This window comes from Chryseobacterium ginsenosidimutans (assembly GCF_039536845.1).
GTDB classification, from domain to species: domain Bacteria; phylum Bacteroidota; class Bacteroidia; order Flavobacteriales; family Weeksellaceae; genus Chryseobacterium; species Chryseobacterium ginsenosidimutans_B.
Genome location: NZ_BAAAZJ010000005.1, coordinates 84,984 through 97,922, shown reverse-complemented (window position 1 = coordinate 97,922; position 12,939 = coordinate 84,984). Strand labels below are relative to the sequence as shown.

The 12,939-nt window shown below is 33.2% G+C and carries 14 protein-coding genes; 12 read left to right on the top strand and 2 right to left on the bottom strand.

Features of this window, described 5'->3' with window-relative positions:
- The first annotated feature begins 148 nt into the window (after positions 1-148).
- The 7 genes from ABD745_RS07410 to ABD745_RS07380 all read left to right on the top strand — a co-directional run bounded on the left by ABD745_RS07410 (position 149) and on the right by ABD745_RS07380 (position 7,228).
- On the top strand, positions 149-817 hold the full coding sequence (locus tag ABD745_RS07410; protein ID WP_344827491.1) for an ABC transporter ATP-binding protein: 669 nt from the start codon (positions 149-151) through the stop codon (positions 815-817).
- A gap of 11 nt (positions 818-828) precedes the next feature.
- Positions 829-1,410 carry a murein L,D-transpeptidase catalytic domain-containing protein gene (locus ABD745_RS07405; protein WP_344827488.1) on the top strand — a complete coding sequence of 194 codons (582 nt, stop codon included), beginning with the start codon at positions 829-831 and terminating at the stop codon, positions 1,408-1,410.
- Positions 1,411-1,447: 37 nt separating this feature from the next.
- The gene (gene radC, locus ABD745_RS07400; protein ID WP_344827485.1) at positions 1,448-2,125 is read left to right on the top strand and encodes a RadC family protein; all 678 of its coding nucleotides are present in this window, start codon (positions 1,448-1,450) and stop codon (positions 2,123-2,125) included.
- Between the two features lie 8 nt (positions 2,126-2,133).
- Positions 2,134-2,988: a hypothetical protein gene (locus ABD745_RS07395; RefSeq protein WP_344827483.1), complete on the top strand. Its 855-nt coding sequence runs from the start codon at positions 2,134-2,136 to the stop codon at positions 2,986-2,988.
- A gap of 87 nt (positions 2,989-3,075) precedes the next feature.
- Positions 3,076-3,588 (top strand): DUF7935 family protein, encoded by a 513-nt coding sequence (locus ABD745_RS07390; RefSeq protein ID WP_344827480.1) that lies wholly within the window; start codon positions 3,076-3,078, stop codon positions 3,586-3,588.
- Positions 3,589-3,611: 23 nt separating this feature from the next.
- Positions 3,612-4,223 carry an inorganic pyrophosphatase gene (locus ABD745_RS07385; protein WP_344827477.1) on the top strand — a complete coding sequence of 204 codons (612 nt, stop codon included), beginning with the start codon at positions 3,612-3,614 and terminating at the stop codon, positions 4,221-4,223.
- A 272-nt stretch (positions 4,224-4,495) separates the two neighbouring features.
- Positions 4,496-7,228 (top strand): sodium-translocating pyrophosphatase, encoded by a 2,733-nt coding sequence (locus ABD745_RS07380; RefSeq protein WP_344827475.1) that lies wholly within the window; start codon positions 4,496-4,498, stop codon positions 7,226-7,228.
- A gap of 220 nt (positions 7,229-7,448) precedes the next feature.
- Here the strand turns inward: ABD745_RS07380 and ABD745_RS07375 are convergent, their stop codons facing one another.
- Positions 7,449-8,588 carry an aminotransferase class I/II-fold pyridoxal phosphate-dependent enzyme gene (locus ABD745_RS07375; protein WP_344827472.1) on the bottom strand — a complete coding sequence of 380 codons (1,140 nt, stop codon included), beginning with the start codon at positions 8,586-8,588 and terminating at the stop codon, positions 7,449-7,451.
- A gap of 88 nt (positions 8,589-8,676) precedes the next feature.
- Between ABD745_RS07375 and ABD745_RS07370 the strand changes: the two genes are divergently transcribed.
- The 4 genes from ABD745_RS07370 to ABD745_RS07355 all read left to right on the top strand — a co-directional run bounded on the left by ABD745_RS07370 (position 8,677) and on the right by ABD745_RS07355 (position 11,143).
- Complete coding sequence (locus tag ABD745_RS07370) at positions 8,677-9,720, top strand: M28 family metallopeptidase (RefSeq protein ID WP_344827469.1); 1,044 nt, start codon at positions 8,677-8,679, stop codon at positions 9,718-9,720.
- Positions 9,721-9,794: 74 nt separating this feature from the next.
- Complete coding sequence (locus tag ABD745_RS07365; protein WP_344827467.1) at positions 9,795-10,238, top strand: GNAT family N-acetyltransferase; 444 nt, start codon at positions 9,795-9,797, stop codon at positions 10,236-10,238.
- Entirely contained in the window at positions 10,235-10,603 is a 369-nt protein-coding gene (locus ABD745_RS07360) for a VOC family protein (protein ID WP_344827464.1), read from the top strand. Before ABD745_RS07365 ends, ABD745_RS07360 begins: the two co-directional genes overlap by 4 nt.
- A gap of 39 nt (positions 10,604-10,642) precedes the next feature.
- Positions 10,643-11,143: an endonuclease V gene (locus ABD745_RS07355; RefSeq protein ID WP_344827462.1), complete on the top strand. Its 501-nt coding sequence runs from the start codon at positions 10,643-10,645 to the stop codon at positions 11,141-11,143.
- A 211-nt stretch (positions 11,144-11,354) separates the two neighbouring features.
- Here the strand turns inward: ABD745_RS07355 and ABD745_RS07350 are convergent, their stop codons facing one another.
- Positions 11,355-11,714 carry a winged helix-turn-helix transcriptional regulator gene (locus ABD745_RS07350; RefSeq protein ID WP_344827459.1) on the bottom strand — a complete coding sequence of 120 codons (360 nt, stop codon included), beginning with the start codon at positions 11,712-11,714 and terminating at the stop codon, positions 11,355-11,357.
- Between the two features lie 254 nt (positions 11,715-11,968).
- Between ABD745_RS07350 and ABD745_RS07345 the strand changes: the two genes are divergently transcribed.
- Positions 11,969-12,886 carry a ClpXP adapter SpxH family protein gene (locus ABD745_RS07345; RefSeq protein ID WP_344827827.1) on the top strand — a complete coding sequence of 306 codons (918 nt, stop codon included), beginning with the start codon at positions 11,969-11,971 and terminating at the stop codon, positions 12,884-12,886.
- The last annotated feature ends 53 nt before the right edge of the window (positions 12,887-12,939 follow it).

The following is a 12,939-nucleotide window of genomic DNA, read 5'->3' as shown; positions in this document are numbered from 1 at the left end:
AAGTGGATAGCTGGAAATAGCTTCTGGAAAAAGAATTTAAGAATATTTTTTTTAACTTGTCAATAATGAAAAATTTAAAAGCAATTCACCCTTCACAATTCACTTTAAAATTATCCAATATTTCAAATCAATTTACTATTTTTGAATCATGATTAAAGCAAGAAATATCCATAAGTTTTATGGGAATTTAGAAGTATTGAAAGGGGTTGACATTCACATCAAAGTAGGTGAAGTTGTATCTATCGTCGGAGAATCCGGAGCTGGAAAATCTACACTTTTACAGATTTTAGGAACCTTGGATCAGCCGAGCACTTCGAATAAATTCGGTACTGAAATTTCTATTGCCGGAGAATCTTTCATCAATATGAATGATAAACAGCTTTCTAAATTCAGAAACCAGAATATTGGTTTTGTATTTCAGTTTCATCAATTGCTTCCGGAATTTACTGCTTTGGAGAATGTTCTCCTACCTACAAAAATTGCCGGAACCAACGAAAAAGAAGCTTTAGAAAAGGCTTATGCTTTATTTGAAGATTTAAAAATCGAACAAAGAGTACATCATAAACCCAATCAATTATCCGGAGGTGAAGCACAAAGAGTGGCTGTTGCAAGAGCTTTAATCAATTCACCGAAAATTATTTTTGCAGACGAACCGACAGGAAATTTAGATTCAAAAAATGCAGATGATTTACACAGACTATTCTTTGATTTAAGAGATAAATACAACCAAACGTTTGTGATCGTGACCCACAATCCGAATCTTGCTGAGATAACCGACAGAAAATTAGTCATGAAAGACGGAATGATTATCGAATAAAATTCCGCCAAATGATGAAATACCTTATTTTTTTATTTCTTTTTTTAATTTCCTGTTCAAAATTTGAATCTCAGGACGCAAATGCTGTTGATTATTTACCAAAATCAAAAATTTTGGAGATAAAGAACTATATTAAATGCAAAAATTATAATCAGAATTTGGCTGTTTTTATCAACTTTAAAATACATTCCGGAAAGTACAGATATTTCGTTTACGATTTGAAGAACGATAAAATAGTACAAAAAGCCATTGTTGCGCATGGTGAAGGTTGTGTTGTTAAAAATTCAGGAGTTTTGCGGTTCAGCAATGTCGACGGTTCACATCAGTCATCTTTAGGAAAATATGAGATTCGCGAAAGTTATAACGGAAAATTCGGTAAAGCTTATCGATTGGATGGTTTGGATGAAACCAATAGTAATGCAAGATCGAGAGCAATTGTCCTTCATTCATATTATTGCATTGAAGATAATGAATCGACAAACCCCGCATGTTTAAGTTTTGGTTGTCCGATGCTTTCAAAAAACGCATTCAACGAAACAGCGAAATACATTGATCAATCAAAACAGCCGATAATCTTATACGCATTTTATTAAACTATCACCTAAAACCTAATTTCTGCTACCTAAAAATATGTCCATTAAATTTCTTGCTGAAGACGACAGACCCAGAGAAAAGTTTTTATCAAAAGGTAAAAACTCGCTTTCTGATTCCGAATTGTTGGCAATTATAATGGGAAGTGGAAACAGAGATGAAACGGCGGTAGAATTAGCAAGAAAAGTTTTAGCTTCTGTAAATAATAATTGGAACCAATTAAGCTTACTTTCTGTTAAAGATTTAATGAAATTCAAGGGAATTGGTGAAGTAAAAGCAATTTCGATTACAACAGCTTTGGAAATCGGAAGAAGAAGAGCCAGCCAGGAAGTTCCGGAGAAACCGGCAATTTCAAAAAGTAATGATGCTTACTTAATTTTAAAAAATCATTTATCAGATCTGCGAACAGAAGAGTTTTGGGCACTTTTTTTAAATCAAAGTAACAAGGTTATTCATATTGCACAATTAACACAGGGTGGAATTAATCAGTCTATTGTTGATGTAAGAGTTTTATTTAAAACCGCTTTGGATCACTTTTCGACGGGAATAATTATTGCTCACAATCATCCATCGGGAAATTTGAAGCCAAGTAGGGAAGATATTGACATTACTCAGAAAATAAAAGAAGCTGGAAATTTTTTAAGTGTTCAGCTTTTGGATCATTTGATTATTACACAGAATTCATATTTTAGTTTCTCAGACGAAGGATTATTATGATTAGAAGATTGAAATATCAAGAAATTGATTTTGAAAGATATACACAATGTTTAGAAAATTCTGAACAGAGAAACTGGTACGCAAAAAAAGAAGTTTTAGATGAGCTGTCAGGAAATTGGGAACTTTTGGTTTATGGAAATTATGAAGCAATTTTACCTGTTCCTTTAAAAAAGAAAATTAGAATTAATTTTGTACTCATGCCGCTTTTTTGCCAGCAATTAGGCATTTTTTCAAATAAAGATAATGTTGAAATCAATGATCAGTTTTTAAAATTTCTGCGTAAAAATTATAAAGTCTTTTTGTACACTTTCAATCAAAAAAATTCCTTTTCTGAAAATCTTGAGAAGAAAAAAAATTATAGTATTCCTATTTCGGATTATGTGATTTTACACAGAAAAAAATATTTTAAGGGGAGAAAATCAACTACAAAATGTGCTCAACACCTTATTTATAAAGAAATTGAGATGAATTCTGAACATATTTATTTTATAGAGAATAATTTTAAAGGTCTTACAAAACAATCTGATATTGAAAAGTTTAAACAATATTTGAGCTTTCTTTATAAGAATAATTCACTGAAACTTTGCGGTGCTTATTTAGAAGAAAAACTAATTAATGTTGCCGTTCTGGTTTCGGAAAATCATGAACTTTCTTTGTTAGCTTTAATTAATGATGAAAATTATAAAAATGAAAACGGACCCTCGTTTTTAATAGATAAAATTCTGAATTATTATATTCACAAAAAGACATTTAATTTTATGGGAAGCAACATTCGTGGGATTGAAGTTTTTTTCAAAAGTTTCGGAGGAGAGCTCCATGAATATGGCTATCTCGAAAGTAAAATTTTAAAGAAACTTTCCTAAAAACCATAAATACATCCGGAAGTTGTACAATCCTATGTTTTTCAACGATAAATTCAGAAAATATTAGTAATTTTGCTACCTCAAATTATGACAAGTTTTTCAGGATATTTACCTTATGCTTTTGCATTAATCATCGCAATACCTTTCCTGGTTTTGCTCAGACAATTTGTATTTACTTACATAAAACTTAAAGAACAGGAAATTAAACTGCTTTCCATGAAGTCAAATTCAGAAAATAAGACACAGTCTTATGAAAGAATGACCCTTTTTATGGAAAGAATGAAACCTGCAAATCTCATTCAAAAGTTTGATAAAGATCTTGCTCCTCATGAATTTATTTTTCTTACGGAAAAATCGATCAATGAAGAGTTTGATTACAATTCTTCGCAACAGCTTTATATCACGAAAAATTCATGGAAAAATATCGTTGATTCGAAAAATGCGATTATCGAAACACTTCACAAAACCTATGAAGGAATTAATGGAAATGCGACTCTTGATGAGTTTAAAACCATTTTTATTATGAATTATATGGAAGATGAAGATTATATTTCCAAGACAATTGAAGATTTAAGAAGAGAAATTTTAATAATAGCTTAACTAAAAAAATAAAAATTTAAATAATGATTCCAAATTTTAAAGCACATCCATGGCATGGGGTTTCTGCAGGAGAAGATGCGCCAAATGTTGTAAACGTTTTCGTGGAGATCGTTCCTTCAGATACTATTAAATATGAAGTAGATAAAGAAACAGGATATTTAAAGGTAGACAGACCTCAGAAATTCTCAAATATTATTCCGGCATTGTACGGTTTTGTTCCAAGAACATACTGCGATAACGAAGTAATGAAATTGGCTGTTGAAAGAGGAGCTACAGACGTTACAACGGGAGATCATGATCCATTGGATATCTGTGTTTTGAGTTCTCACAATATTCACGGAGGTGGGTTGTTTATGGAAGCTATTCCAATCGGAGGTTTTAAAATGATCGACGGAGGAGAAGCTGATGATAAAATTGTTGCAGTAATGATTGGTGACCACGCTTTCGGACATTTCAGAGATATTGCAGAATTGCCTGAAGCTGAAGTGAAACGATTAATGCATTATTTTTTAACTTACAAAAACTTACCGGATGAGCCTGCAAAATGCAGAATTCAGGAGGTTTACGGTGCTGAACACGCTAAAAAAGTGATCATCGCATCTCAGGAAGATTATGCAAACAAATACGGAGGATAATATTCTCTGATTTAATAATATTATAAGGATAAATGAGTTTTTCGTTTATCCTTTTTTATTGGCAAGATTTTAAATAAAAGTATTTACAATCATCTGCATAAATTCGTGAAGAACAATTAAAGATTATCAAAAACAAGTAAAATATTAAAATGAAAGTTATTCATTGGTTAAGCGTTTAACTTTTAATTTTTAAATGGTTATAATATTTTAAAACGATTTCATGAGAATTATTTATTATATTTAATTTTCTATTACCAAAAAAATATTAAACTATGGATCTATTTGTGTTAGTACCAATTTTTGGTGTGATTGCTTTACTGTATACTTTTCTTCAGAGTAATTGGGTAAGTAAGCAAAATGCCGGAAATGAAAAAATGAAAATTATCAGCGGTCATATCGCTGACGGTGCAATGGCCTTTCTAAAAGCCGAGTACAAGGTTTTGACTTATTTCGTAGTTATTGTAGCTATTTTATTAGCTGTGATGGGTATGACGAATACCAATTCTCACTGGAGTATCGGAGTTGCTTTTGTTGTTGGAGCTGTATTTTCTGCTCTGGCTGGGTTTATCGGGATGAGAATTGCTACAAAAGCCAACGTAAGAACAGCAGAAGCCGCAAGAACTTCTCTTTCCAGGGCACTTAAAGTTTCGTTTACAGGAGGCTCTGTAATGGGAATGGGAGTTGCGGGGTTAGCTGTTTTAGGTTTGGGATCACTTTATTTAATCATAAAGCAAATTTTTGCGCCGGATGCAACTGTTGATTCCCATGAAATGGAAAGAACAATCGAAATTCTTACAGGATTTTCTCTGGGAGCAGAATCCATTGCTTTATTTGCAAGAGTAGGTGGCGGTATTTATACGAAAGCAGCAGATGTTGGAGCAGATTTGGTTGGAAAAGTAGAAGCTGGAATTCCGGAAGACGATCCTAGAAACCCGGCGACAATCGCAGATAACGTTGGCGATAACGTTGGTGATGTTGCAGGAATGGGAGCCGATTTATTTGGGTCTTACGTTGCAACGGTTTTAGCAACAATGGTTTTGGGAAGAGAAACAGTTTCAGTTGATTCTTTCGGAGGTTTTGCACCGATTCTTTTACCCATGTTAATTGCCGGAACAGGTATTATCTTTTCCATGATAGGTACTTTATTTGTTAGAATTAATGATAACGAAGATTCTTCTACATCAAGCGTTCAGAATGCATTGAATCTTGGAAACTGGGGGAGTATCGTTATTACAGCCATAGCGTCATATTTTTTAGTTACTTATATTTTACCTGATAAAATGGTTTTAAGAGGTCACGAATTCACAAAAATGGGTGTTTTCGGAGCAATTATGGTAGGATTAGTTGTGGGTACATTAATGAGTATTATCACAGAATATTATACAGCAATGGGTAAAAGGCCTGTTAAAAGTATTGTGAGACAGTCTTCAACAGGTCATGCAACCAATATCATTGGCGGGCTTGCCGTTGGTATGGAATCTACCTTATTGCCAATCATAGTTTTGGCAGGCGGAATTTACGGATCTTACTTATGTGCAGGACTTTATGGTGTTGCCATAGCAGCAGCAGGAATGATGGCTACAACAGCGATGCAATTAGCAATTGATGCATTCGGACCGATTGCAGATAACGCCGGAGGAATCGCCGAAATGAGTGAATTACCAAAAGAAGTTCGTGAAAAAACAGATATTTTAGATGCTGTAGGAAATACAACAGCTGCGACAGGGAAAGGCTTTGCTATTGCTTCTGCAGCGTTGACAGCTTTAGCTTTATTTGCAGCCTTCGTAGGAATTGCAGGAATCGATGGAATTGATATTTACAGAGCCGATGTTTTGGCAGGATTATTCGTAGGAGGAATGATTCCGTTTATCTTTTCTTCATTGGCAATCACTGCGGTTGGACAGGCTGCAATGGCAATGGTGGAAGAAGTGAGAAGACAGTTTCGCGAAATTCCGGGGATTCTGGAAGGAAAAGCACAACCTGAATACGAAAAATGTGTGGCTATTTCTACGGATGCTTCCATTAGAAAAATGATGCTTCCGGGAGCTATTGCTATTATTTCACCTTTATTAATAGGGTTTATTTTTGGACCTGAAGTATTGGGTGGGTTTTTAGCCGGAGCAACGGTTTGTGGAGTTTTAATGGGAATGTTCCAAAATAATGCAGGTGGAGCCTGGGATAACGCTAAAAAATCTTTTGAAAAAGGGGCTGAAATCAACGGACAGACTTATTATAAAGGTTCAGAACCACATAAAGCTTCAGTAACGGGTGATACAGTAGGTGATCCTTTCAAAGATACTTCAGGGCCATCAATGAATATTTTAATTAAATTAATGTCAATTGTTTCATTGGTTATTGCGCCGACTCTGGCTGTTTTGCATAAAGATAAAATTGAAGCGAATAGAAAAGCCAAAATAGAATCGTTAATGGGAGTTACAGGGACTCATATGATTTCAGGAACTACTGTTGCTGCACAGACTTTAGTTCCGGCAGAAATTAAAGGTCATCTGAATGAAAATGGTGATTTTGTTTATGAAACCGGAAATATTCAGGAAATTGAATTGAATGGCGGAAAGAAAATCTCAATTGGGGAAGGTAGTCAGTTGCTGCAGTTGTATAATTCAGTTAAAAATAAAGATCAGGCAGTTTTAGATCCGAATAAATGGTTTACTATTGAAAATCTGTATTTTGAAACAGGATCAAGTGATCTGAAAGCAGGTTCGGATGTTCAGTTATTAAATTTAGTTGAAATTTTAAATGCGTATCCTGATCTGAAAATAAAATTGGGAGGTTACACAGACAACACAGGAAATGAAGAAAGTAATCAGAAACTTTCCAATTTAAGAGCTCAGACTGCAAAACTTAAATTATTGGAATTAGGAGTTGCGGGAGATCGTATAGAAGCGGAAGGTTACGGATCTCAACATCCTGTATGTGAAGCAAATGATACCGATGAATGTAAAGCAAAAAACAGAAGAATTGATGTGAGGGTTTTGACTCTTTAAAATTCAATCAAAAATATTTAAAGCACTGCAAAACGCGGTGCTTTTTTATTTAAATTTAAATTGAACAAGCATAAGTATCAAAAAAATAAAACACAAACATCTGTGAAAATCCGTGGGAGAAAAATTTTTTAAAAAAATTATCATTTTCAACGTAGGAAAAATCTACAAAATATTACTTAAAACACAAAATTGCTTCGTCATTTCATTCCTTGCAATGACCTCAAAGATTCTTTCTCAAATGTTCCAAAGCATCAATGATTAATTCATCTTTTTTAGCAAAACTAAAACGTACATAATCAGAATTTTCCCTTGAATTATAAAAGGCAGAAAGCGGAAGACAAGCCACTTTTTTTTCAATCGTCAGCCATTTTGAAAATTCTACATCCGTCATTGTTTTGGAAATATTTCTGAAATTGGCAATCTGAAATACTGCACCTTCAGCTTTTTGTTCTACAACTAAAGGTGTTTCTATGATTAATTTATTAAAAATATCTCGTTTTTTCTGCATTAAAATTTGATTTTTAGAGGGATCAAATATTTCAAGATATTTTGCAATCGCATACTGACAGGGAGCATTAGCACTAAAAGAAATGTATTGCTGATGACATCGGAATTTAGCAGTCAATTCTTCCGGAGCCAATAAATAACTTACTTTCCAGCCTGTGGAATGAAACATTTTACCAAAAGAAAAAATGCAGAATGTTCTTTTCTTTAATTCAGGATGAAGAAATGAACTGTAATGTTCAATTCCGTCGTAGCAATAGGTATCGTAGATTTCTTCTGAAATCAGATAAATTTCCTGATCTTTTATTAATTCATATAATTGATTCCAGTCTTTTTCAGACCAAATTTTTCCGGTGGGATTTTGCGGTGAATTTACAATAATTGCTTTTGTTTTTTCTGAAATGCAATTTTGCAGTTTTTCCCAGTTTATATTGAAATCATTATCAAGATCATAATAAACAGGAATACCGTTATTTAAAACAATCGATGGACCGTAAGTATAATAAGAAGGTTGGATAATAATAACTTCATCTCCTTGATTTAAAATAGTTTTAAGAGATGTATATAAAGTAAAAGTTGCACATGGAGTAATCGTAACCTGACTTACCTTTAAAGAAATACTGTTTTTTCTTTTTTGATTAAAACGGATAACACTATCAATCAATAAAGGATTTCCTGCAAGTGGTTCATAATTATGGGTATTATGATCAACGGATTCTTTTAAAAACTCTTTTAAACGTACATCAATATCAAAATCTGCCAAGCCTAAAGAAAGATCAAAACTATTATGTTTTGAAGCAAGCTCCGACATTTCCGTAAAAAATGAATAATGAGTGAATCCGTAAACTTTTTGCATATATTTTGCGTTTATATCAAATATAAGAAAATTAGGCATTCGTTATAGATTAAATAAATTTTATTATTTTTAAGCAAATTATTTTATAATGAAAAAACTATTTATTCCACTATTTTCAATAGGTGTATTGATAAGTTGTGGAACAGCAAAAACTTCTTCCGATGCGGCATCTCAAACGTCTTCAAATGTAAAAGGTGATAAAGCATTTCTTTCTGCTTATAAAGAAATTAGCGCAGATGACTTAAAGAAAAACTTATATGTTATTGCTTCTGATGAAATGGAAGGAAGAGACACAGGAAGCCCCGGACAAAAAAAGGCTGGAGTATACATGGTTAATTATTATAAAAATTTAGGAATTTCTTTTCCAAAAGCTCTTGGCTCTTATTATCAGAAAGTTCCTGCAGATTTTATGAAGAAAAGAGGCGGCGGAAATCTTCCTGATTCTGAAAATATCCTTGCATTTATCGAAGGTTCTGAAAAACCAGAAGAAATAGTGGTTATTTCCGGACATTATGATCACGTTGGCGTAAGAAACGGAGTTGTCTACAACGGGGCCGATGACGATGGAAGTGGAACAGTTGCCGTAATGGAAATTGCAAAAGCTTTTCAAAGTGCAAAAAAAGCTGGAAAAGGTCCGAAAAGATCGATTCTTTTTCTTCACGTAACAGGAGAAGAGCACGGCTTGTTCGGGTCTGAATATTATACAGATAATCCCGTTTTTCCACTTGCAAATACGGTTGTTGATTTAAATATTGATATGATCGGTCGTGATGATCCTGAAAATAGAGGGAAACAATATGTTTATGTGATTGGTTCTGAGATGTTAAGCTCTCAGTTAAAAATAATCAATGAAGCAGCAAATAAAAAAACAAATAATCTGGAATTAAATTACAAATACGATGATCCGAGCGATCCTGAAAGATTGTATTACAGATCAGATCATTATAATTTTGCAAAAAATAATATACCGGTTGCATTTTTCTTCGACGGAATTCACGAAGATTACCACAAACCGACAGATGATGTTGAAAAAATTGACTACAATTTGTTAGCAAAAAGAGCACAGCTTGTTTTTGCAACTGCTTGGGAATTGGCAAACAGAACAGAAAGAATTGTAGTTGATAAAAAATAAAATTAAAGCAAATGCTAAATAAAAAGGCAGGTTTACAAATATGCGAATTTGCCTTTTTTTTAATAAAATCTATTATGAACATTCGCGAAGCTCAATTACAGGATATCCCACAAATACAGATTGTTAGAAACTCTGTTAAAGAAAATACTTTATCAGATCCAAATCTCGTCACAGATAAAGATTGTAAAGAATTTCTTTCCGAAAGAGGAAAAGGCTGGGTTTGTGAAATTGATGGTCAAATTGTTGGTTTTTCTATTGTAGATTTAAAAGAAAATAATGTTTGGGCGTTATTTTTACACCCCGATTTTGAAAAACAGGGGATAGGAACAGAATTACACGACCTTATGCTTAATTGGTATTTTACTCAAACCCAGGAAACTGTCTGGCTTGGTACTTCGGCCAATACAAGAGCAGAAAACTTTTACAGGAAATCCGGCTGGAAAGAAATCGGAACTCACGGAAAAGGTGAAATAAAATTTGAAATGACTTACAATAACTGGAAAAATAAACAATTATGAAACAAAAACTTAAATCGATTCGTCCGTTTGTCGGTTCGGAAAACTTTGAAATCAGCAGTAATTTTTATAAAGATCTTGGTTTTGAAGAAATAATTTTAGAGCCAAAATTATCCCTTTTCAGATGGAATGAGATAGGATTCTATCTGCAGGATGCGTATGTGAAAGACTGGATTGAAAATACCATGCTTTTTATTGAAGTTGAGAGTGTTGAAAGTTTCTGGGAAGAACTTTTAAGCTTAAATCTTACTGAAAAATACGAAAATGTAAGATTGACTCCGGTAAGAACAATGCCTTGGGGAAAAGAATGTTTTGTACATGATCCTTCCGGAGTTTTATGGCATTTCGGAGAGTTTTTTAGTAAATAAATTAACGATCAGTTGGTCGCTTACGGTAAAATTTAATTGATGATTTACGCTTTTGACACCTATTATTTTAATGACTATGCCAATACAATTTGTATTGCTTTTGAAGACTGGATCTCTGAAATCGAAAGCGAAATTTTCAGTGAAAAAATACCAATTACTTCCGAATACGAAAGTGGAGCTTTCTATAAAAGAGAATTGCCTTGTATTGTAAGTTTATTAAATAAAATTGTTCTTAAACAAGGAGATATCATTATTGTTGACGGATATGTAACATTGGATGATGAAGGGAAAATAGGTTTGGGCGGCTATCTTTATGAAGCTTTAAATGAAAAAATTCCGGTTATCGGAATTGCAAAAAACGAATTCAACACATCCGATTCTCAAAGGAGAGAAATCTATCGCGGAGAAAGTAAAACACCATTATTCTTAACGGCTAAAGGAGCTGATGTAGACGAAATAAAACCGAAAATTGAACGGATGCACGGTAATTTCAGAATTCCTACACTTTTGAAAAAGCTAGATCAACTGACAAGAATTTAGTTCTTAATTAACTAAATAATGAATTATAAAGGTTTGGCAAAATTTCCAAAAAGTGATAAATATCATTAGGTTGTTATTTTTATTAATTCTAAATAAATATAAATTTGTGCCAACAAAAATATTTAAGAAGACTTAAAGAAAAAACACATATCTAATCATATCCATATCAATTTTTGTTTTTTCCAACCGGCAAGTCATATTTGTCGGTTTTTTATTTTTGATAAAGAGATTTTCTATATTCGATGCCCCATTTTGCGATTTCATCGATGATAGGTTCTATAGTCCTGCCGTATTCGGTTACTTCGTATTCCACAGTCACAGGTTTTGTATTTAAAACAGTACGATTGATAAGATGATTGATTTCCATATCTTGAAGCTCTTTTGAAAGCATTTTTGCCGCAATTCCGTCAATCTCGCGCAACAAATCCATAAAACGCATTTTCTCTCCCTGCATTAATGTTCCCAAAATATGAAACTTCCATTTTCCTGATAAGATTTCCATGGCATCTTTTATGGCGTTCATCCTGTTTTTGCAGATTAAAGTGGTATTTAAATTCGCTTCTTTTCTCATAATTTCAAACCTGTATTGTATGATTCTGTAAATTTAATAAAAAATAGTTACTTGGTTTCATCAAGGAAACTGGTTTCCAAAAGGGAATTCATTACCGAAGTCTGATGATTAAATATTAGTTTTGTATTCAACATCAAATCAAGTATTATAAATCCTTATCATCACCAAAAATGATAAATTACAAAATACTAACATTCTTTTTTCTTACTGCAGCTTTAGGAAGTTGCAGCGGACAAAGTGATAAAAGTAAAAAAATGGAAAATAAATCATCAAATCCACTATTGTGTGATCCTGTTACAGGAATTTGCGAAGTTCCCGGAGATAAAATTGAGATCGGGGATATCAATGTAAAAGTTAATGAAAAACCTGTAAAAGTTATTTACTTTACAGATCCTATCTGCTCATCTTGCTGGGGAATTGAACCTCAGTTGAGAAAACTTAAATTAGAATACGGAAACAATGTAGATATAGAATACAGAATGGGAGGTCTTCTTCCTGACTGGAGCTACAATAGCGGCGGAATCAGCAAACCTTCTGACGTTGCACATCACTGGGATGAAGTAAGTGCATATTATGACATGCCGATCGACGGAGATGTTTGGCTGCAGGATCCTCTGGATTCTTCTTATCCGCCTTCAATTGCATTTAAAGCAGCTCAGATACAGGATAAAACAAAAGCGATTGAATTCATGAGAGAACTTCGTGAATTGGTTTTTTTAAAGAAAAAAAATATCGCAAAATGGGAGAATATTTCCACAGCTGCTAAAAAAGTAGGTCTTGATACGGATAAGCTGAAAACAGATTTCGAAGGAAAAGGAAAAGAACTTTTTCAGGAAGATCTGAAATTGGCAAGAGAAATGGGTGTTCGTGGTTTTCCTACCATGTTTTTTACAAACGGTGACGGAAACAGAGAAACGGTTTATGGTTCAAAGCCTTATGCATTCTATGAAACAGCTATTTTAAAAGTAAATTCAGAAACAAAGAAATCTGAATATTCTAAAAACTGGGAAAGTCTTTTTGCTAAGTATAATTCACTTACAGCAAAAGAATTTTCAGAATTATCAGGAACTCCGAGAAAAGAAAGCGAACAGTTATTAAACGAGCTTTCTTCTAAAGGAAATCTTGAAAAATTCACAACAAAAAACGGTTCAATCTGGACGTTAAAATCTTAATTAATTTCACATTAATATTTAGTAAATTTTTTACCGGAGATTCTAAGAATCCC

Bases quoted from the DNA above. Each gene is read 5' to 3' on its own strand.
- ABD745_RS07375 (WP_344827472.1), bottom strand. From the start codon at position 8,588: ATGCAAAAAGTTTACGGATTCACTCATTATTCATTTTTTACGGAAATG.
- ABD745_RS07380 (WP_344827475.1), top strand. From the start codon at position 4,496: ATGGATCTATTTGTGTTAGTACCAATTTTTGGTGTGATTGCTTTACTG.
- ABD745_RS07405 (WP_344827488.1), top strand. From the start codon at position 829: ATGATGAAATACCTTATTTTTTTATTTCTTTTTTTAATTTCCTGTTCA.
- ABD745_RS07390 (WP_344827480.1), top strand. From the start codon at position 3,076: ATGACAAGTTTTTCAGGATATTTACCTTATGCTTTTGCATTAATCATC.
- ABD745_RS07360 (WP_344827464.1), top strand. From the start codon at position 10,235: ATGAAACAAAAACTTAAATCGATTCGTCCGTTTGTCGGTTCGGAAAAC.
- ABD745_RS07370 (WP_344827469.1), top strand. From the start codon at position 8,677: ATGAAAAAACTATTTATTCCACTATTTTCAATAGGTGTATTGATAAGT.
- radC (WP_344827485.1), top strand. From the start codon at position 1,448: ATGTCCATTAAATTTCTTGCTGAAGACGACAGACCCAGAGAAAAGTTT.
- ABD745_RS07410 (WP_344827491.1), top strand. From the start codon at position 149: ATGATTAAAGCAAGAAATATCCATAAGTTTTATGGGAATTTAGAAGTA.
- ABD745_RS07345 (WP_344827827.1), top strand. From the start codon at position 11,969: ATGGAAAATAAATCATCAAATCCACTATTGTGTGATCCTGTTACAGGA.
- ABD745_RS07355 (WP_344827462.1), top strand. From the start codon at position 10,643: ATGATTTACGCTTTTGACACCTATTATTTTAATGACTATGCCAATACA.
- ABD745_RS07385 (WP_344827477.1), top strand. From the start codon at position 3,612: ATGATTCCAAATTTTAAAGCACATCCATGGCATGGGGTTTCTGCAGGA.
- ABD745_RS07365 (WP_344827467.1), top strand. From the start codon at position 9,795: ATGAACATTCGCGAAGCTCAATTACAGGATATCCCACAAATACAGATT.
- ABD745_RS07350 (WP_344827459.1), bottom strand. From the start codon at position 11,714: ATGAGAAAAGAAGCGAATTTAAATACCACTTTAATCTGCAAAAACAGG.